Here is a 19,310-nt window from a genome sequence, read left to right on the forward strand (position 1 = left end):
CTGTAACGATCCCGTCACCGCAACGGAATACTCCGCTTGACGCAACGGCCGCTCCTGCGGAGGCGTCCCGAGCCGGTGGGCCGCCGACGATCTCTCGCCGGCCACCGCCGACACCGGGCGGCGCGGTCTACCACCGATCGGGTGAACCGGCCGGCTTGTGCGTCAAACGACGCAGAACACACCTCCCGCTGATCGGTACGACTGCACTCCACCGGGTGCCCCACGAGGTGAGCGACTGCCGCGGGTGGCCGGACCCGGTGCGGGTCGGTCGATGAGGAGTCGTGATGCAGGGACTGCCACAGCGCGATGTACGGGTGAAGATCGGCCGGGACGCCCACGGGCCGGTGGTGGCGGGCGACGGCAACGTCACCCACGTGAGCGCTTCGACGCCGATGCCCGCGCCCGACCAGGGTCCGCCTGCCGACCTGCTGGCGGCGCACCGGGTCGTGGTGACCACGGACGTGCAGAGGTCCAGTTCGCGCAACAACGCCGGGCAGCGGCACATGCGCCGCGCCGTGGAGGGGTGCGTCCTGGCGGGTGCGGCGGCGCTGGGCGTGGCAGCGGACGTCCTCGAGGTGTCCGACCGCGGTGACGGGCTCCAGGTGGTGATGCCGGAGGCGGTCAGGTTGGTCGACGTCCTCGACACCTTCGTCGAGGCGGTCGCCAAGGCGCTGCGGGAGCACAACCTGGTGTCCGGTGACGCCTACCGGGTCGACCTGCGCGCCGCCGTGCACGTTGGCCACGTCGATCGGGTGGGCGGTGAGTGGTCGGGGACGCCGTTGGTGCACGCGGCGCGCCTGGTGGACGCGCCCGGGGTGAAGGACGCCCTCGGTGAGGACGGCGACGCGTGCCTGGCGCTGGTGGTGTCGGCGCCGGTGAAGCAGGTGGTGGACGAGGGCTACTGCCGGGTCGGTCCGGCCGGTTACCGGCACGTCGGGGTGGTCGTCAAGGAGACCTCGTGCGACGGCTGGTGGCGGTTGCTGTGACCACGTCGTCCAGTGCCGGAAGTCCCACGTCGTCAGGGCGGGAGTGGTCATGAGCCGAACGCACGAAGACCCCGGGTGGGAGGGTCCGGCTCCCGAGCCGGGCCACGGGGGCGTCAGCTACCACGTCGAGGTCGGTGGGGGGACCGACGGACCGGTGGTCGCGGGCAGCTACAACCTGGTCGTCGACGCGCGGCACGGCTCGTCGGTCACCGTGGGGCTGGAGCGGCAGCGGCCCGCGCCGGTTCGCCGGGACCGGATCGCGGTGGTGCCCCGGCGCACGCGCGAACCGGTCGGGCGGGAAGCGGACGCGGCGACGTTGTCCGCCGCCATCGCCGCGGGCGGTGTGGTGCAGCTGTGCGGGCCGGCGGGGATCGGCAAGAGCGCCCTGCTGCGCCACCTGGCGCGCACGGCCGGGAACGGGCCCGACGGCGTGGTGTTCGTCAGCGCCGCGCACCGGCAGGTCTCCGACCTCGCCCAGCAGGTGTTCGAGTCCTGCTACCGGACCTGGGGCTACGCGCCGTCCCGGACGGACCTGCGCGCCCTGCTGGCCGGTCTGCGGATCACGGTGTACGTGGACGACGCCGACCTGACGGCCGACCAGCTGCGCGAGTTCACCGACCTGGTTCCCGACGCCACCTTCGTCCTGGCCCGCCGGGACAGCACGCCGCTCGGCGACGGGCCCGTGCACCACCTGGACGGCCTCGGCCAGGACGCCGCGGCGCTGCTGCTGACCCGGGCCCTGGGCCGGCCGCTGCACGACGCGGAACACGCCACGGCGGCCTCCCTGTGGCAGGTGTCCGGCGGGAACCCGCTGCTCCTGCTGCGCGTGGCCGGGGTGGCGGGCTCCGGCCGGTCGGCGCTGCCGGCGCCGGGTGCCGTGGAGGACCTGCTGCCGCGGTTGCTCGACCGGCTCGACCGGCTCGGCGGGTCCGCGATGAGCGCGGTGAACCTCCTCGCGGTGCTGGAGGACGCCGAACTCGCTCCCGAGCACATCGGCGCCCTGACGGGCGAACCGGACCCGGCCGCGCTGTGCGAGCGCCTCGCGGGCCTCGGGCTCGTGACACCGGGTGAACACGGCTACCGGTGCGCACCGGGCGTGGTGCCGGCCGTCCGCCGCGACACCGCGGCCCACCCGGTCGAGGGATTGTGCCGGTACTTCACCCGGTGGGCGGGCGATCCCGCCACGACACCGGCCCGGGTCGCCGAGCACAGCAGGGCGATCGAGCGGGTCGCGGGCCTCGCGACGGCCGCCGGGATGCCCGAGCTCACCGTGGCGCTCGGCCGCGCGGCGTCGCCGAAACTGGCGCACTCGCTGCGGTTCGACGCCTGGGGCCGGGCCCTGGGTCGGGGCTGGACCGGCGCCCGGCGCGCGGGGGACCGGGAGGCCGAGGCGTACTTCACCCACGAGGAGGGCGTTCGCTGCCTGGTCACGGGTCGGCTCGCCGCGGCGGCGGCGCTGCTGGCGCAGGCGGCTCTGCTGTGGCACGTCCTCGGCGACGGCCGGGGCACGACCGCCGCGTCCGAGGCCCACCAGTTCCTGCCGCGGGAACTCCAGTCGCCCGGTCGGGTCACCGCACCGGAGCAACCCGCCCCCGCCGAGGGCGACACCTCCCAAGCGGTGGCCGACCACATGGCCGACCTCGACCGCGGCGTGCCGGGGTCGCCACCCACCTCCGGCGAGGTCGGCTCGGGGTACTCCGGCGCCGAGGTGACCGATTTCGGGGTGCCGGCCGGTCCGGGCCCGACGCAGACCTACCACGGCTCACCGGGCGGCGGTGATGTCGGCGCGACCACCGCCACCAGTACCGCGACCACCGCCGCCGCGACCTCCGCGATCCCCGTCGGTGCCGCGACCACCGGGGCGACGGCGGCCACGGGAGCGGCGGCCGCCGCGCAGGGCGGTTCCGCGCTCGCCACGCTCCTCGTCGGGCTCGTGGTCGTCGGCGTCGTCGCCGTCACCGCGTACAACGAGAACGAGGAAATCCCGACGGCGAGCGGTGCGGCCGGGTCCGGGATCGTGGGCACGTGGGAGTTCGACCAGAAGAGCTTCACGATCGAGGAATCCGGTCCCGGCGCGTACTCCTTCTCCACGACCTGCGGCGACGACATCACGCTGACGGGCGACGACACCGAGGCCACCGGCGAGATGCCGGCTCGGACCCGCGACAGCGCGGGCGGCCCCTGCGGTCCGATCATCGGGTACAACACGGCGACCATCACGGCGGGGCCGAGCCCGGACACCGCCTGGTGGACGGTGACGATGCCACCCGAGGAAGCGGAGATCAGGACGTGCGTGTCCTGCGGGATGAGCGTCATGACCCGGGTCGGGTAGTCGGAGGGCCGCAGCCGGGTGGACCCGTGTCAGCCGATCCGGGTCGGGCCGCAGTCGGCCCGGCGTTCGCGGACCGGTTCCTCTTCGAACCGTCCACGCCCGGGGTGGCGGCCCGGGGCTACGGCAAGGTCTACTACCCGGGAATGCCCTGACCCCTCGGCGGCGACATCATGGCCAGATGGACACCCGGTTGCGCGCGCTCGAACGCGAAGACCTGCCTTTCGTGCACCACCTGACCAACGACGCCCAGATCATGTCGTACTGGTTCGACGAGCCGTTCGAGGCCCTGGTGGAGCTGCGCGACATCTACGACCGCCACATCCACGACGACCGCGAGCGCCGGTTCATCGTCGAGGTCGACGGCGAGCCGGCCGGGCTGGTCGAGCTGGTCAACATCACCAGCGTCCACCGCAACGCCGAGTTCCAGATCATCATCGCGCCCCACCACCAGGGGCGCGGCCTGGCGACCGTCGCGACCACGAAGGCGCTCGACTACGCCTTCGCCGTGCTCAACCTGCACAAGGTGTACCTGATCGTGGACATCGCGAACGAGAAAGCCGTTCACGTGTACCGGAAGACGGGGTTCAGGGACGAGGGCACCCTGCGCGAGGAGTTCTTCGCCGCGGGCCGCTACCGCAACGCGCTGCGCATGGGCATCCTCCAGCGGGAGCACCTGGGCTACTCGGAAGAGTGAGAGCACCACCCGGAAGCGTCACCAACCGAGGTGACCGCCGAGTCCACTGTGGACAAGAACCACCCCCTGCCACACGGGTCGGCGGTTGGCAACCCCGCCGAGCTGTGACGGCGGACGCGCCCGGACGGCGGTAGGCACCCCAGCGCCCGCTCGACAGACTTCAGAGGTCCAGACCAATCCTGAAGTGGAGTCACCGTGCGGAGTTCCCACCGCGAACGCACCTTCCGGACCCTCGCCGCCGTCGCCGCGGCCCTCGGCGCGCTCACCGCCGCGGCGGGCCCGGCGTCCGCGTCCCCCAGCACCTCCGCGGCCGCCGGCTGCGTCACCACGGACATCCACCTCGACCCCGGCGCCCGGGAGGTCGGCTGGACGGTCGACTGCGCCGACCGCCGCTACGTGTTCGCCGACATCACCGTGTTCGCGGGCGGCGTGGCGCACAGCAACCCGCAGGAAGCCAGGTGGGTCGACGCCGGCGACACCTGGCAGGACCTCAACACCTACCCGCAGACCACCCCGGCGATCGACCACCTCTGCGTCCACCTGGTCTCCTACGTGGACCCGACCGACCCGTTCGAGCAGCCGCAGGTCATCGGGCACTCCTGCGTGTGACCCGGGCGCGGCGCGGCAGGCCCGCCGGGGTCGGCCGCGCCGCGCTCCCCCGCCGCGCCCTCCCCCCGTCGGCAGGCGGGCGGTCGCCGAACCCGGCGCTACAGCAGGTGCGTCCCGTCCTCCCCCGCCCCGATCTCCACCAGCACCGCGCTCCACGCCGCGGTGGGGCTGGCGTCCAGCAGGACCACGCGGCTGCCGGGCGGTGGGTCGGCGGTGTGGAGGTTGAAGAACGTGTCGTTGGGCCCCAGGTGCCCGAAGCGCGCCAGGTTCGCCGCGCACGCCGGGTCCAGCGGGGCGCCCAGCACCTCGGCGTAGTTCCGGTGCGACGGCAGCGACAGGTTCTGCCCGAGGTAGCACGTCACCTCCCCGGCGGTCAGGCCGTTGCGGGACAGGAGGCGGTCGGTCAGGTCGCGCAGGCGGTTGCGGGTCTCCACGGCCAGGCGGAACGAGTAGGTCACCGGGTCGGTGCACTCCTCGCGCCACTCGGCGAACGGGCGGTCGCGGTAGGACACCCGGAACAGGTCCGCGTAATCGCCGTTGGTCTCCAGCAGCACGTCGCGGATGCGCACGTCACCGCTCCTCGTCAGCACCAGCGCGCCACCGCCGTCACCGTTCACGGTCACCGGGTGGCGGTAACGGCGGGGGGTGGCGGGTTTGCTCCCGTGCGCCACGAGCACGGTCCGCACGTCCGGCGTGCGCAGCAGCCCGGACGCGGTCAGCAGGGCCGGTGCCAGCGACGCGCAGCCCAGGCCGCCCACCGAGAACGCCAGGGCCCGGTGCGCGCCCAAGGCCGCCTGGAGCCGGGTCGCGTCGGAGCTGACCAGCGCCTCCGGCGCCCTCGGCTCCACGGTGATCACCACGTCGACGTCGGTCGCCGACAGCGAGGCCCGGTCCAGGGCGCGGCGGGCCGCGGCGGCGGCGAGGTCGGTGGCCCCGGACCCGCTCACCGCGACGCTCGCGATGCCCAGCGCCGAGCAGGTGGACCGCTCGTCGTCGCCCAGCTCGGCCCACTCCGGCAGCCGCTCCACCGGGACCGGCTCCCCCGGGCACCAGCCCGAGCCCGCGAGCGCGATCACCGCAGCTCGTCGTGGGCCGCGGCGATCCCGTCGGCCAGGGACCCCAGGTCGGACCGCCCGAAGTCGGCCAGGCTGTTGACCTCCAGGCTCACCTCGCCCGCCCGCTCCGACACGGCGATGATCAGCGGGAACCACGACGTCATGGCGCGCTTCAGGTTCACCGACAGGTCCCAGCGCGTGCGCAGCAGGCCCACGCCGGAGTCGAAGGCCGCCACGTCCCCGGGCACGTGCACCAGCAGCACCCGGGGCTCCGGCGCCGCGCGCAACCGCGCCACGGCGGGCCCGTGCGGCGACAGGTGCCGCAGCACGCCGTACCCGACGCCGTCGTTCGGCACGGACCTGGCGCGGTCGACCACCAGCGGCAGCGTCGCGCGCGCGTCGCCCGCCACGGGCAGCGCGACCGGGTGCAGGCTGGTGAACCACCCGATCGACGGTCCCCGCCCGGCCTGCCGGTACGCGTTCGGCGTCGCCTCGCCCTCCACGGTGAGGTAGGCGCCCCCCGCGCCGGACCACCTGGCCAGCCCCAGCGCCACCGCGCACAGCGCGACCTCCCGCCCCGACGCCGGGGGCGCCGCGACCGCCTCCACCGAGCGGGTGACCAGCCCTCCCCCGCCGGAGCCCTCCGGTGTCCCGAAGGCGGCGCCCTCGCGCAGGACCGCCGTCCAGTACGCCAGTTCCGAGGCCACCTCGTCGGAGTCCGCCAGGTCGTGCAGGTGCCACGCCCACTCCCGCCACCCGGCCGGCGCGGGCCCGGACGTCGCGGCGCGCCCCGCCGCCGCCTCGCCGAGCAGCGCGTCCAGGTCGTCCATCAGCACCACGGTGGACATGTTGTCGAACACGAAGTGGTGAACCAGCAGCACCAGCAGCCCGCCCCGCTGGTGGCCGCGCTCGTAGTACCGAGCCCTGACCAGCGGGCCGCGCTCCAGGTCCAGGTCGTCCTTCAGCTCCCGGCAGTCGGCCTCGACGACCTCCCGTTCGTCACCCGGGGGGAGGAACACCACGTCGAACGGCACCCATCCTCCCGGGCCGCACTCGGCCCGCGTCCCCACCGCGTTGCGCCGGAACCGGTAGCGCAGCGGCTCGTGCCGGTCGACCAGGCGCCGCACGGCGGTGCGGACCACGTCGGCGGTGAGGTCGGGGGACGTCAGCTCCATCGCGTGCACCTCCACGAAGTCGCCGCGCCGGTCGGGCACGTGCTCCAGGAAGGCGCGCATGATCGGCGTCAACGGGATCGGGCGCCCGTCCCGCGCCGCAGCGACCGGCGCGGCGACGACCGGTGCGAGGACCGGTGCGGCGACAGCAGGCTCGGCCACAACAGGCGCGGCGACAGCAGGTGCAGCGACAGCAGGCACCGGCACCCCGTCCACCACGGCCGCCGCCGCCAACTCCCCCACGGTCGGGTACTGCAACACCTGCTGGGGCGTGATGTGCACACCCGCCTTCGCGGCCCGCGCCGCCACCCGCACACCGAGCACCGAATCACCGCCCAGCGCGAAGAAGTTGTCCCCCGGCGACACCGACCCCGCCCCGAGCAGGTCGGCGCAGATCGCGGTCAGCACCTCCACGGCCCGCCCCGGCACCCCGTTCGCCACGCCCACCACCCCGTTCTCCCGCTCGGGTGGCGCACCACCGCCGAGGTCGTCCAACCGCACGTCGGGATCGGCCACCACGCGCGCCACCACGGCCGGCAACCACGACGCGAGCCGCCGCGCGGTCTCCCGGTCGTACAGGGCCCCGGCGTACTCCACGTAACCGCTCATCGGCCCCGAGCCCTGGTCCACCACCCCGAAGGTCAGGTCGAACTTCGCGGTGCCCGGCGCGATGCCCGCGATCGCGCCGTCCAGGAAGCGCGAGCACGGCAGGCCGGCCAGCTCGGCGGTCGCCTGCGGCACGTTCTGGTAGGTGTAGACCACGTCGAACAGCGGGTGCCGCCCCGGCTCGCGGTGGCCCAGCACCTCGGCGACGACCTTCTCCAGCGGCACCTCCTCGTGGTCGAGCACGTCGGCGACGGTGCGCGCGCACCGCCGGACCAGGTCGGCGAACCGCACGTCGCCGCGCACCGGCGTGCGGAAGGGCAGCACGTTGTTGAAGTAGCCGATCAGGTCGTGGGTGGCCGGGTCGACGCGCCCGGACGTGGCCACGCCCACCACCACGTCGGTGAGCCGCCCCCAGCGGTGCAGCAGGGCGTCGACCACCGCGAGCATGGCGACGAACGTGGTGACGCCCAGCCGGCGGCCCAGCGCCCGCACCGCCTCCGCGTCGGCCTCCCCCACCTCGAACTCCACCATCCCGCCGTCGTTCCCGCGCACGGCGGGCCGGGGCCGGTCCAGCGGCAGCTCCGGCGACCGCAGGCCCGCCAGCTCCGACCGCCAGAACCGCAACCCCTCCTCCAGCGCGCCGTCGGCGAACCGGCGGCGCTGGAGGTCGGCGAAGTCGGCGTACTGGCCGGGCAGCTCGGGCAGCCCCGGCGCCCGCCCGGTCAGCGCCGCCTCGTACAGCTCGGTGAAGTCGCGGAAGAACACCGTGGGCGACCAGCCGTCGAAGACGATGTGGTGGTAGGTCCACAGCAGCACGTGGTCGTCGTCGGCCAGGCGCAGCAGCGCGGTCCGCACCAGCGGCCCGGTCGCCAGGTCGAACGGCCGCACCGCCGCCTCGTCGACCAGCCGCCGCGCCTCGCGGTGCCGCTCGGGCCCCGGCAGCGCGCGCAGGTCGTGCACGGTGATCTCCGGCTCCCCGTCCCGCACGTACGCCCGCGGCACGCCGTCGTCGTCGGCCTCGATGCGGGTGCGCAGCACCTCGTGCCGCTCCAGCACCCCGCGCACCGCGGCGAGCAGGGCGGTCTCGTCGAGCGGTCCGGTCAGGCGCAGGTCGTGCGGGATGTTGTAGAGCGGCGTGCCGGGGTCGAGCCGGTCGAGGTACCACAGCTGCTCCTGCCCGAACGAGACCGGCAGCGCGCCGCCGCGCGGCACCGGCGACACCGTCCCAGGCGCGGTCGCACCCCCGGCCCCCCGCAGCTCGGCTACCCGCTCGGCCAGGCCGCGCGCGGTCGGGTGGGCGTAGAGGTCGGCGAACGACAGCCGCACGTCGAAGTCCCGCTCCAGCGCGCGGAGCACGCTGATCCCGGCGATGGACGTGCCGCCGAGCGCGAAGTAGTCCGAATCCGGCGTCACCCCCTCCTCGCCCAGGACCTCCCGCCACACCTGGACCACCCGCGCCCCGACCTCGGCGCCGGCGGCGGCGCGCGGGCGCTCCAGGACCGGCCGCAGCCGGGCGTCCTCGACCTCGCCGAGCGGCCGGCACCAGCAGCGCACCGGCTCGAACGGGTAGGTCGGCGCGCCGATGCGCGGGATGTCGGCCCCGGCGTAGTGCGCGTCCCAGTCGACCCGCGCGCCGAGCCGGTACAGCGCCCCGAGCTGCCGCAGCACGCCCCGCCGCCCCGGCACCGCGAACAGCTCCACGCACGGCAGGTCCGGCCGCAGGCGGCGGGCCTCCCGGGTGAGCACCCCGGTGCCGCCCAGGTCGACCAGCACGGCCCCGTCCTCGGCGAACCGCTCCACCACCCGCGCCAGCCGGTCGCGGTCCACCTCGGCGCTCAGCCCGGCGTCCCCGGCGGCGGCCACGGCGTCCTCGACGGACAGCTGACCTCGGGCCACGCGCACCGCGAGGTTCCCCGGCCCCGAGCCGACCAGGTGCGCCTCCCGCACGCCCAGCGACCGCGCCAGGCCGAGCAGCGCGGTCTGCGCCACGACCAGCCGGGCCGCGGGCGTCCCGGGCAGCACCACGTCCTTCAGGCCGGGGAACCCGTCGACCAGCTCCGCCCACTCCCGCTCGCCGGGCACGCCGTCACCGGAGAGCAGCAGCACCACCGGCCGGTCGTCGGGCGCGGCGCGGTCCGGCGGGGCGGCCGACCGCAGCGCCTCCACCAGCTCCTCGGCGCCGTCCACGGCGAACGCGCCGCGGAACGGGTGGTCGTCGCGCCCGCGGTTCATCGCGTGCGCCACGGTCCGCAGGCCGTGCCCGGTGCGCTCGGCGAAGTCGGCGAGCCGGTCGCAGTACGCCCGGAACGCGGCGGCGGACCTGGCCGACACGGTCACCAGCTCGACCCCGGACGCCGGTTCCGCCGTGGGCGCGGGCGGCTGCTCCAGCACCGCGTGCACGTTGGTGCCGGTCATGCCCAGCGCGCTCACCCCCGCCCGGCGCGGCGCGCCGTCGCGCTCGGGCCACGCCCGGCGACCGGGGTTGACGTGCACCGGACCGGACAGGTCCAGCATCGGGTTGGGCGACTCGAAGTGCGCCGTCGGGTACAGCTCGCCGTTGCGCACCGACAGCAGCGCCTTGAGCAGCCCGGCCATCCCGGCGGCGCCGTCGAGGTGGCCGAGGTTGCCCTTGATCGAGCCGATGGCGCAGCCCGGCGCGGCCACCCCCGCACCGGCGAACGCCTGCCGCAGCGCGTCCACCTCGATCACGTCGCCCAGCGGGGTCGCCGAGCCGTGGCACTCGACGTAGGCCACGGTCCCCGGGTCCACCCCGGCGTCGCGCCACGCCTGGACCACCACCTCGGTCTGCGCGGCCCGGCTGGGCGCGCTCAACCCGACCGCCCGGTTGCCGTTGTGGTTGACCGCGATGCCCTTGACCACCGCGAGGACCCGGTCACCGGCCTCGACCGCGTCGCGCAGCCTGCGCAGCAGCACCACCGCGCCGCCCTCGCCCGCCACCGCACCGGTGGCCCGCTGGTCGAACGGGCGGCACCGGCCGTCGGTGGACTCCACGCCGCGCACGGGCGTGTGGTCCTGCCGGGTGAACAGCACCGGCCGCACGCTGACCCCGCCCGCCAGCGCCAGGTCCGCGGTGCCCTTGCGCAGCTCGTCCACCGCGCCCGCGAGCGCGGCCAGGGCGCTGCTGCACGCGGTGTCGACGACGTAGGCGGGTCCGGTGAGGTCGAGGTGGTAGGCGATCCGCGCCGCCGAGGACGCGGACAGCGCGCCGAGCGTCTGGTGCGGGTCCTCGCCCTGGTAGAGGGTCTCGTAGTCGGACTGCGAGTGGCCGAGCACGACCGCGGTGCGCGACCCCCGCAGCGATCCCGGCGCGAGGCAGGCGTCCTCGATCGCCCGGTGCGCGAGCTGGAGCAGCAGCCGCTGGTGCGGGTCCATCATCTCCGCCTCGCGCAGCGGGATGCCGAAGAACCGGTGGTCGAACAGGTCGATCCGGTCCAGGTAGGCCATGGGCAGGTGGTGGGCCCCGGCCCGGCCGCCGGTGTGCCGGACGCGCGTGGACGACGGCGGTCCGACCAGGTCGGTGCCCTCGGCCAGCAGCCGGTGCAGGCCGTCCAGGTCACCCGGGTCTTCCGGGCCGGGCAGCAGGGCGGCGACCCCGGTGATGGCGATGTCCTCGTCCCGCACGGCGGCCTCCGTCGTCACAGCTGGTAGTCCCGCGCCTCGGCGTCCTCGGCGGCGGTGGGTCCGAGCGCGGCGGCCAGCGCGCCGACCGTGGGGTGGTCGAACAGGACCCGGGGCGGCACGGCACGGCCGAACACCGGCCCGAGCCGGGCCGCGACCCGAAGGGCGAGCAGGGAATCACCGCCCAGGACGAAGAAGTCGTCGGCGCGGCCGATCCGGTCGACGGGCAGCACCTCGCCCCACGCCCCGGCCACGGCCAGTTCGCCGGGGGTTGCCGGGGGGACGAACTCCGAGGGGGCGAACTCAGGGGAGACGAACTCCGGCGGTGCCGACCGCGGCGGACGCGCGACGCCGGGCGGCGGAGCGGCCGCACGGGACCCGAACGGCGGCTCCCCGTCGTCCGGCGGCTCGCCCCCGTTCGCGGGGTCCACCAGCAGCGCCGCGAACTCCTCGGCCAGCGCGGCGGCGGTGGCCGCGTCGAACAGGTCCGGGTCGTACCCCAGCTGGAGCGACAGGGGCTCGGTGTCGCGCACCACCAGGTGCAGCGGGTAGTTGGTGTTCTCCACCGCCTCGACCAGGACCGGCGCGTCGTGGTCCAGAGGGTAGTTCTCCACGGCCACGACGGTGTCGAACAGCGGCGCCCCGGCGGGCAGCCCCGCCCACCTCCGGATGTCGGTCAGCGCCGCGTGCTCGGGCGGTCGGCCCCCGGCCTGCACCCTGGCCAGCCACCCCGGCACGTCCCCGGGGTCGACCTCCAGCCGCACCGGCACGGTGTTGACCAGCATTCCCACGACGGTGTCCGCGCCGGGCAGGTCCGGGGTGCGCCCGGACACCACCAGGCCGAAGCACACGTCCCGGGTGCCGGCGTGCCGGGCCAGCAGCAGCGCCCACGCGCCCTGCACGACCGTGCCCAGCGTCAGCCGGTTGCGCCGGGCGAACCCCCGCACGCGCGCGGAGTCGGCGGCGCTCAGCCCGACCTCGCGCACGGCCGACGAGCAGGCCAGGTGCGCGCGGTCCGGCGGCCGGTCGCACGGCAGCGGCGTCGGGCCGGGGAACCCGGCGAGCGCGGCCCGCCAGCGCTCCTCGCCCGGGTCCAGGGCCAGCACCCGGGCCACGTGGTCGCGGAACGGCCGCCGCGCCCGGGGTTCGCCCAGGACCTCCGAGAGCACCTGGAACGCGCTCCAGCCGTCGAGCAGCAGGTGGTGGAACGTCCACAGGAGGCGGACCTCCCGCTCCCCGGTGCGCACCAGCGCCAGCCGGCTCAGCAACTCCCCGGCCAGGTCGACCCCCGCCGCGCGGTCCTCAGCCAGCAGCCGCCGCCACCGCTCCTCGTCCGCCGCGCCGCGCCAGTCGTGGTGGGTGATCGACGTCGGCACGGACCGGCGCACGACCTGCACCGGCTCGCGCACCCCCTCCCAGACCACGCCCGTGCGCAGCGCCGGGATCGCGTCGACCACCCGCCGCCACGCCCGCTCCAGGCCGTCCGGGTCGGCGTCGGCCAGGGTCAGGTGCAGCTGCTCCACGTACGCGCCGGGTCGGGACAGGCCGTGGAACAGCATCCCGGCCTGCACCGGGGTCAGCGGGTACACGTCCTCCACCGACCGGCCGTCGCCCGCGACCAGGTCCAGCTCCGCCTGGCTCAACCGGGCCAGCGGGAAGTCCGACGGCGTGGCGCCGCCCGCCCCAGGTCCGGCGCAGTGCGCGGCGATCTCGCGCAGCGCGCCCACCACGTCCTCGGCGAGCCGCGCCACCACGGGGGTCGGGTGCGCCGGCGGCGCGTGCGCCCACTCGAACTCCAGCTCGCCCGCCGCGGTGACGGCGGCCGTGACGTCCAGGTGCGGCGGGGTCGTCGGCGGTTTGGCGAGCCGGATGCCACCGGGCGCGCGGTCGAACGCGGCGTCGAACCGGCCCAGGTAGTTCACCCGCGCCAGCGGCCGGTGCCCGGCCGGGTGGGTGTCGGTCAGCCACCGCAGGGCGCCGTGGCTCAGGCCGTGGCGGTGGGCCAGGCGCAGCTGCTCCTTGACCGCCTTGACCACCGCGCCCCAGCCGTCCGCGCCGGTCAGGTCGGCGGTGAACGGGAACAGGGTGGTGAACCAGCCGACCGTGCGGGACAGGTCCACCCCGTCGAACAGGTCTTCGCGGCCGTGCCCCTCCAGCTCCAGCGGCACCCGCTCCGCGCCGCGCCACCGCGACAGCACCCGGGCCACCGCCGCCACCACCACGTCCTCGGCCCCGGCGCGGTAGGCGGAGGCCGCGCCGCGCAGCAGCGCCGCGGTGTCCTCCCCGGACAGCCGGGCGGTCACCACGCGCTCGGGCAGCTCCGGCCCCTCGAACCCGCCGGGGGCCACCGCGCCCTCCCAGTAGGGCAGGTGCCCGGTGAAGCCGCCCGCACCGGCGTGCTCGCGCAGCCGCCGCGCCCACTCGCGGAACGAGGTGGTCCTCGGGCCCGGGTCCACCGCGCGGCCCGCCCTGGCCCGGTCGTAGCCGGTGACCAGGTCGTCCAGCAGGATTCGCCACGACACGCCGTCCACGACCAGGTGGTGCGCCAGCAGCACCAGCGCCGGCCGCGGGCCCGCCGTCGACAGGACGGCCCGGAACAGCGGGCCGCGGTCCAGCGGCGTGCGCGTCCCGGCCACGCACCGCTCGACGGGCTCGGCGCTGGTGGCGAAGACCTCGCCCACCTCCTCGGGGACGTGCTGGCGCCACCGCCCGTCGACGAGCGAGAACCGGGCGCGCAGCAGGTCGTGGTGCGCGGGCAGCGCCTCGACCGCGACGCGCAGCGCGTCGACGTCCACGTCCGGGCCGAGGTCGACCTCCACCCACTGGGCGCAGTGCTCCGGCGTCGCGGACCCGGCCAGGAACCACTGCTGCACCGGGGTGAGCGGCACCTCCCCCGTCGCCGGTTCCCGCGCGGCGGGGACCGCGCGCCCCTCGGTGGCGTGCGCGGCGACCCCGGCGACCGTCTGGTGCAGGAACACGTCCTTGGGCGTCACCGACACGCCCAGCTCGCGGGCCCGGGACACCACCTGGATGCTCAGGATCGAATCGCCGCCCAGGGCGAAGAAGTTGTCGTCCGCGCCCACCCGCTCGACGCCCAGCACCTCCGCCCAGACCCGCGCCAGCACCTCCTCGCGCGCTCCGCTCGGCGCCACGTGGGCCCGGGTGGACCGCGCCCGGGGCGGTGGCAGGGCCCTGCGGTCGACCTTGCCGCTGACCATGAGCGGCAGCGCGGGCAGGGGCACGAACACGCCGGGCACGAGGTGCGCGGGCAGGGTGTCGGACAGGAACGCGCGCAGCTCGTCGGCGCCCGCGCCGGTGACGACGTAGGCGACGAGCTGCTTGTGGCCGGGCACGTGCTCGTGCGGCACCACGACGGCCTCGGCGACGTCCGGGTGGCGGCGCAGCGCGGCCTCGACCTCGGCCGGTTCGACCCGGAAGCCGCGGATCTTGACCTGGTCGTCGGCGCGGCCCAGGAACTCCAGCAGCCCGTCGGGGGTCCAGCGCACCAGGTCACCGGTCCGGTACAGCCGGGTGCCCCGCCCGAACGGGTCGGCCACGAAGCGCCGCGCGGTCAGACCGGGGTGGCCGAGGTAGCCGCGGGCCAGGCCGGTGCCGCCGATGTGCAGCTGGCCGGGCGTGCCGACCGGTACCGGGTGCAGATCGTCGTCCAGCACGTAGCAGCGGGTGCCGGTGACCGGCCGCCCGATCGGCAGCGACGCCGCCGCCAGGTCCGCCGGGCGCACCGCGTGCGCGGAGGCGAAGGTGGTGCCCTCGGTGGGGCCGTAGCCGTCCACGATCCGCAGGTCCGGCACCTCCCGCAGCACGGCGGCGCAGTGCTCGGGCGAGATCACGTCGCCGCCGCAGCCGAGCTGGCGCAGCCCGGTGAACGCGCCGGGGTCGGCGGCGGCGATCTCGTGGAACAGGCCCGCGGTCAGCCACAGCACGGTGACCCCGTGCGCGGCGGTGAACCCGCGCAGGTCCTCCGGCGACAGCAGCGCCCGCGGGCACACCGCCAGCCCGGCCCCGGACAGCAGGGCCGACCAGATCTCGAAGGTGGAGGCGTCGAACGACAGCGTGGAGCACTGGGCCACGACGTCGTCCGGGCCGATCGGGAACGGGTCGCCCTCGGCGAGCCGCGCGATCGACCGGTGCTCGACCAGCACGCCCTTGGGGCGGCCGGTGGAGCCGGAGGTGAACATGACGTAGGCGGCGTTGCGCGGCGAGACCGCGACGGCGGGTGCGTGCGCGGGCCCGTCCGGGGACCCGACGCGCAGGTCCACCACCTCCACCCCGGCGGGCACCCGGTCGCGCAGGTCGGCGGGCGCGAGCACCAGCGCGGCCCCGGAGTCGGCGATCATGTCGGCCACCCTGGCGGGCGGGTAGCCGGGGTCCAGCGGCACGAACGCGGCCCCGGCCTTGAGCACGCCCAGCAGCGCGACGATCGCGGGCACGCCGCGCGGCGCGCACACGCCGACCCGGTCCTCCGGCCGCACGCCGCGCGCCAGCAGGCCGTGGGCCAGCCGGTTCGCCGCGGCGTCCAGCTCCCGGTAGGTCAGCGACAGCCCGTCGCAGGTCACCGCGACCGCGTCCGGCCGCCGCGCGACGCGCTCGACGAACCTGCCGGTGACCGTGCGGTCGGGGCTCGTCGCCCCGGCGGTCCAGTCGAGCAGCACGCTGCGCCGCTCGTCCGGCGGGAGCAGCGGCAGCCGGGCCGGCGGCAGGTCCGGGTCGGCGACGACGCCGGCCAGCAGCACCAGCAGGCGGTCGACGAGCCGGGCGACGGTGCTCCCGTCGAACAGGTCGGTGCTGTGCTCGACGGCCAGGTGCAGGCCCTCGTCGTCCCGGGTGAACTCCAGCACCAGGTCGAACGCGGCGGCGTCGCGGGGCGGGTCGAACGCGGTCACCTCCAGGCCGGCCAGCGCGGGCGGCCGGGACGGCGCGTTCTGGAGGGCGACGACCACCTGCACCAGCGGTGGGCGACCCGCGTCGCGCTCGGGCCGCAGCAGCTCCACCAGGCGGTGGAACGGCACCTCGTCGTGGTCGAGCGCGTCGCGGACCGAGTCCTTGACCCGGTCGAGGAGGTCGGTGAAGGGCAGTTCCGGGTCGACGTGCGAGCGGACCACCACGGTGTTGACGAAGAAGCCGACGAGACCGGCCAGGTCGGGCTGGTCGCGGCCGGAGGTGACGGTGCCCACGGCAATGTCGCGCTGCCCGGTGGTGCGGGCCAGGAACGCCTGGGTGACCGCGACGAGCGCGGTGAACAGCGTCGCGCCCCGGGACCGGCCCAGCTCGGCCAGGCCCGACGCGACGGCGGCGGGCACGGTGCGGCGGTGGGTCGCGCCCGCCGCGGTCCGCACCGCCGGGCGCGGCCGGTCGGCGGGCAGGTCCAGCGCCGCCGTGCCGGCCAGCCGCCGCTCCCAGTGCGCGAGCTGCGCGTCCAGCACCGCCCCGGTCAGCCGGGCGCGTTGGCGGGCGGCGAAGTCGGTGTAGCGCAGCGGCAGCGGCGGGAGGTCGGCCTCCCGCCCGCGCACGGCGGCGGAGTAGCACGCGCCCAGCTCCTCGGCCAGCACGCCCATCGACCAGCCGTCGGTGACGATGTGGTGCAGGCACAGCACCAGCAGGTGCTCCCGCTCGTCGACCGTCGACAGCAGGGCCGCGCGCAGCAGCGGGCCGGTGCGCAGGTCGAACGGCCGGGCGACGAACCCGGCGAGCGCGCTCTCGTCCCCCGTCTCCAGCCGGACCTCGTACGGCGGGCCGACCACCTGCGCGCCCCGGCCGTCGACGGTGTGGAAGGTGGTGCGCAGCTGGTCGTGCCGGGCGACTAGGCGGGTCAGCGCGACGCCCAGCGCGGCCGGGTCGGGTTCGCCGCGCAGCCGGTAGCCCGCCGTGGTGGTGTACTCGGTGCCGCCGGGTGAGAACTCGTCCAGGAACCACAGGCGCTCCTGGGCGAAGGACAGCGGCGCGGTGGGGGTGCCGGCGGTGGGGGTGTCGTCGGTCGGGGTCGCGGCGGGGACGTGGGCGGGGGTGTCGGGCAGCCGCGCGGCCAGCGCCTCGACGGTGCCGAGCGCGAGCACGCGCCGCGCGGGCAGGTCCCGGTCCAGCGCCGCGGCGACCCGCATGGCCAGCACGGAGTCGCCGCCCAGCGCCACGAAGTCGTCCAGCACGCCGACGCGCTCGACGCCCAGCACGTCCCGCCACACCGCGGCCACCCGCTCCTCGGCCGGGGTGCGCGGCGCGACCACCGGTCCGGCGGGCCGGGGCTCCGGGAGGCGGCGGCGGTCGAGCTTGCCGTTGGGGGTCAGGGGCAGCGAGGGCAGCGGCGCCACCAGCGACGGCACCGACTGGGCCGGCAGCAGGCCGGCCAGGAACGCGCGCAGCTCCTCGGGCGGGTGGTCGGTCACCGCGTAGGCGACGAGCCGGGCGCCGCGGAGCACCACGGCCGCCGCGGTCACGCCGGGGTGCCGCAGCAGGGTGGCCTCGACCTCGCCCGGGTCGACGCGGGCGCCGCGCACCTTGACGTGACCGCCGGCCCGGCCGAGGTGGTCGAGCAGGCCGTCCGGGCGGCGGCGCACCAGGTCGCCGGTGCGGTACATGCGGCTGCCCGGCGGGCCGTGCGGGTCGGCCACGAACGACGCGGCGGTCGCGCCGGGCCTGCCGAGGTAGCCGCGGGCCACCCCGGGACCGGCCAGGTACAGCTCGCCCTCGTCGGCCGGGCGCAGGTCGGCGTCCAGCACGTGCGCGCGGGCCCCGGCGATCGGGCGGCCCAGCACCGCGCGGTCGGTCTCGGTGACCGGGCACAGCAGGCTCTCCACCGCGACCTCGGTCGTGCCGTAGGCGTTGTGCGCCGCGACGCCCGCGGCGACCAGGCTCGCGCACAGGTCCGGGTCCACCGGCTCTCCCCCGGTGACCACGACCCGGGGCCGGCGGTCGCCCGCGAGCAGGCCGGCGCGCAGCAGTTCGCGCAGCCGCGACGGGGTCTCGTCCAGCACGTCGACCCCGGCGGTCGCGAGGTGGTAGACCAGGGTCCGCGGGTCGGCCAGCGCGTCGTCGTCGACCACGTGCAGCTCGTGCCCGGCCAGCATCCACAGCAGCGGCAGCCACATCGCGTCGAAGCCCAGCCCGGCGGTGTGGGCGACCCGGAGCCGCGCGGGCGAGGCGAACAGGTCCCCGGTGTGGTGGGCGTGCAGCGCGAGCAGGCCGCGGTGGGTGGCCAGGACGCCGTTGGGGCGGCCGGTGGAGCCGGAGGTGTGCAGGACGTAGGCGAGGTGGTCGGGCGCGACGCGGGGCAGGGGCGCGGTGCGCGGCGGGTGGTCGTCCTCGACCGGGACGAGCTCCACCGGGACGGCGCGGGCGTCCGGCAGCCGGTGCGCCAGGCCGCGCCGGGTCAGCACGAGCGCGGCGCCGGAGTCGGCGAGCAGCTCGGCCACGCGGGCGTCGGGCAGGTCGGTGGACAGGGGCACGACCGCGCCGCCCGCCGCCAGGACGGCCAGCAGCGCCACGACCGCGTCCGCGCCGCGTTCGAGGAGCAGGCCCACCGGGTCCTCCGGCCGCGCGCCGCGCGCCAGCAGGGCCCCGGCCAGGCGGTCGACCCGGTCGGCCAGTTCCCGGAAGGTCAGCCGCTGCGGACCGCACACCACGGCGGTCAGGTCGGGGTCGGCGCGCGCCCTGGCCGCGAAGAGGTCGTGGACGCCCCCCGCTCCTGAAAGATCGACATCCATGCGCGGTTCCGCCAGTCGAATACGGATATTGCCACTGAATGCGTGCACCGGGTCAACGACGTTTCCAGCGGCACCCACCCGGAGCAACCGCCGATCGGCCGCACCACATTAGTCCAGGTGAACGCGAAAAATTTTCCGACCCAACTTCGAATTCCCGAACCGAACTTCTCCCGACCCGCCCGACCGTGTTACGTTGCCCCGCACTTCACCGGAGGAGGTCACTTGGCCAGCGACTTCGGTACCGAGGACGGTCCGGACCCGATCGTCGAGCAGGTGCGGGCCTTCTTCACGTCGGCACTGCCGAAAACCCACCTGGAACCGGATCAAGACTATTTTGCCCTCGGCTTGGTGAACTCTTTGATCGCCCTCGAACTGGTGACGCACGTGGAAAAGAAGTTCGCCATCCGGGTGGAGGTCGAGGATCTCGACCTGGACAACTTCCGCACCCTGAACCGAATAGCCGCGTTCGTGCGCGGCAAGCTCGCCGCGGCGCGGTGAG

9 protein-coding genes are annotated in these 19,310 nt (G+C 75.8%); 6 read left to right on the forward strand and 3 right to left on the reverse strand.

The window, feature by feature from the left end:
• The first annotated feature begins 284 nt into the window (after positions 1–284).
• The 5 genes from Q5530_RS23940 to Q5530_RS23960 all read left to right on the forward strand — a co-directional run bounded on the left by Q5530_RS23940 (position 285) and on the right by Q5530_RS23960 (position 4,621).
• Positions 285–986, forward strand: a complete 702-nt coding sequence (locus Q5530_RS23940; protein WP_415364995.1) for a hypothetical protein — start codon at positions 285–287, stop codon at positions 984–986.
• A gap of 49 nt (positions 987–1,035) precedes the next feature.
• Positions 1,036–3,318: an AAA family ATPase gene (locus Q5530_RS23945; protein WP_415364996.1), complete on the forward strand. Its 2,283-nt coding sequence runs from the start codon at positions 1,036–1,038 to the stop codon at positions 3,316–3,318.
• A gap of 26 nt (positions 3,319–3,344) precedes the next feature.
• A complete protein-coding gene (locus Q5530_RS23950) occupies positions 3,345–3,470 on the forward strand; it encodes a hypothetical protein (RefSeq protein WP_415364997.1) in 126 nt (41 codons plus the stop codon).
• A 26-nt stretch (positions 3,471–3,496) separates the two neighbouring features.
• Positions 3,497–4,012 (forward strand): spermidine N1-acetyltransferase, encoded by a 516-nt coding sequence (speG, locus tag Q5530_RS23955; protein ID WP_380635071.1) that lies wholly within the window; start codon positions 3,497–3,499, stop codon positions 4,010–4,012.
• Between the two features lie 195 nt (positions 4,013–4,207).
• Positions 4,208–4,621 (forward strand): hypothetical protein, encoded by a 414-nt coding sequence (locus Q5530_RS23960; RefSeq protein WP_415364998.1) that lies wholly within the window; start codon positions 4,208–4,210, stop codon positions 4,619–4,621.
• Between the two features lie 98 nt (positions 4,622–4,719).
• On the opposite strand, the gene Q5530_RS23965 is transcribed toward Q5530_RS23960, so the two are convergent.
• Genes Q5530_RS23965 through Q5530_RS23975 form a run of 3 tightly spaced genes read right to left on the reverse strand, consistent with a single transcriptional unit; the run spans position 4,720 to position 18,811 of the window.
• Positions 4,720–5,697, reverse strand: coding sequence for a 3-oxoacyl-ACP synthase (locus Q5530_RS23965; RefSeq protein ID WP_415364999.1), 978 nt, complete (start codon positions 5,695–5,697; stop codon positions 4,720–4,722).
• The gene (locus Q5530_RS23970; RefSeq protein ID WP_415365000.1) at positions 5,694–11,114 is read right to left on the reverse strand and encodes a condensation domain-containing protein; all 5,421 of its coding nucleotides are present in this window, start codon (positions 11,112–11,114) and stop codon (positions 5,694–5,696) included. Before Q5530_RS23970 ends, Q5530_RS23965 begins: the two co-directional genes overlap by 4 nt.
• On the reverse strand, positions 11,111–18,811 hold the full coding sequence (locus Q5530_RS23975) for an amino acid adenylation domain-containing protein (protein ID WP_415365001.1): 7,701 nt from the start codon (positions 18,809–18,811) through the stop codon (positions 11,111–11,113). Before Q5530_RS23975 ends, Q5530_RS23970 begins: the two co-directional genes overlap by 4 nt.
• A 222-nt stretch (positions 18,812–19,033) precedes the next feature.
• On the opposite strand from Q5530_RS23975, the gene Q5530_RS23980 reads away from it, so the two are divergent.
• Positions 19,034–19,309 carry an acyl carrier protein gene (locus Q5530_RS23980; RefSeq protein WP_415365002.1) on the forward strand — a complete coding sequence of 92 codons (276 nt, stop codon included), beginning with the start codon at positions 19,034–19,036 and terminating at the stop codon, positions 19,307–19,309.
• Position 19,310 lies beyond the last annotated feature (1 nt).

Source organism: Saccharothrix sp. BKS2, assembly GCF_047689505.1.
Lineage (GTDB): Bacteria > Actinomycetota > Actinomycetes > Mycobacteriales > Pseudonocardiaceae > Actinosynnema > Actinosynnema lopnurensis.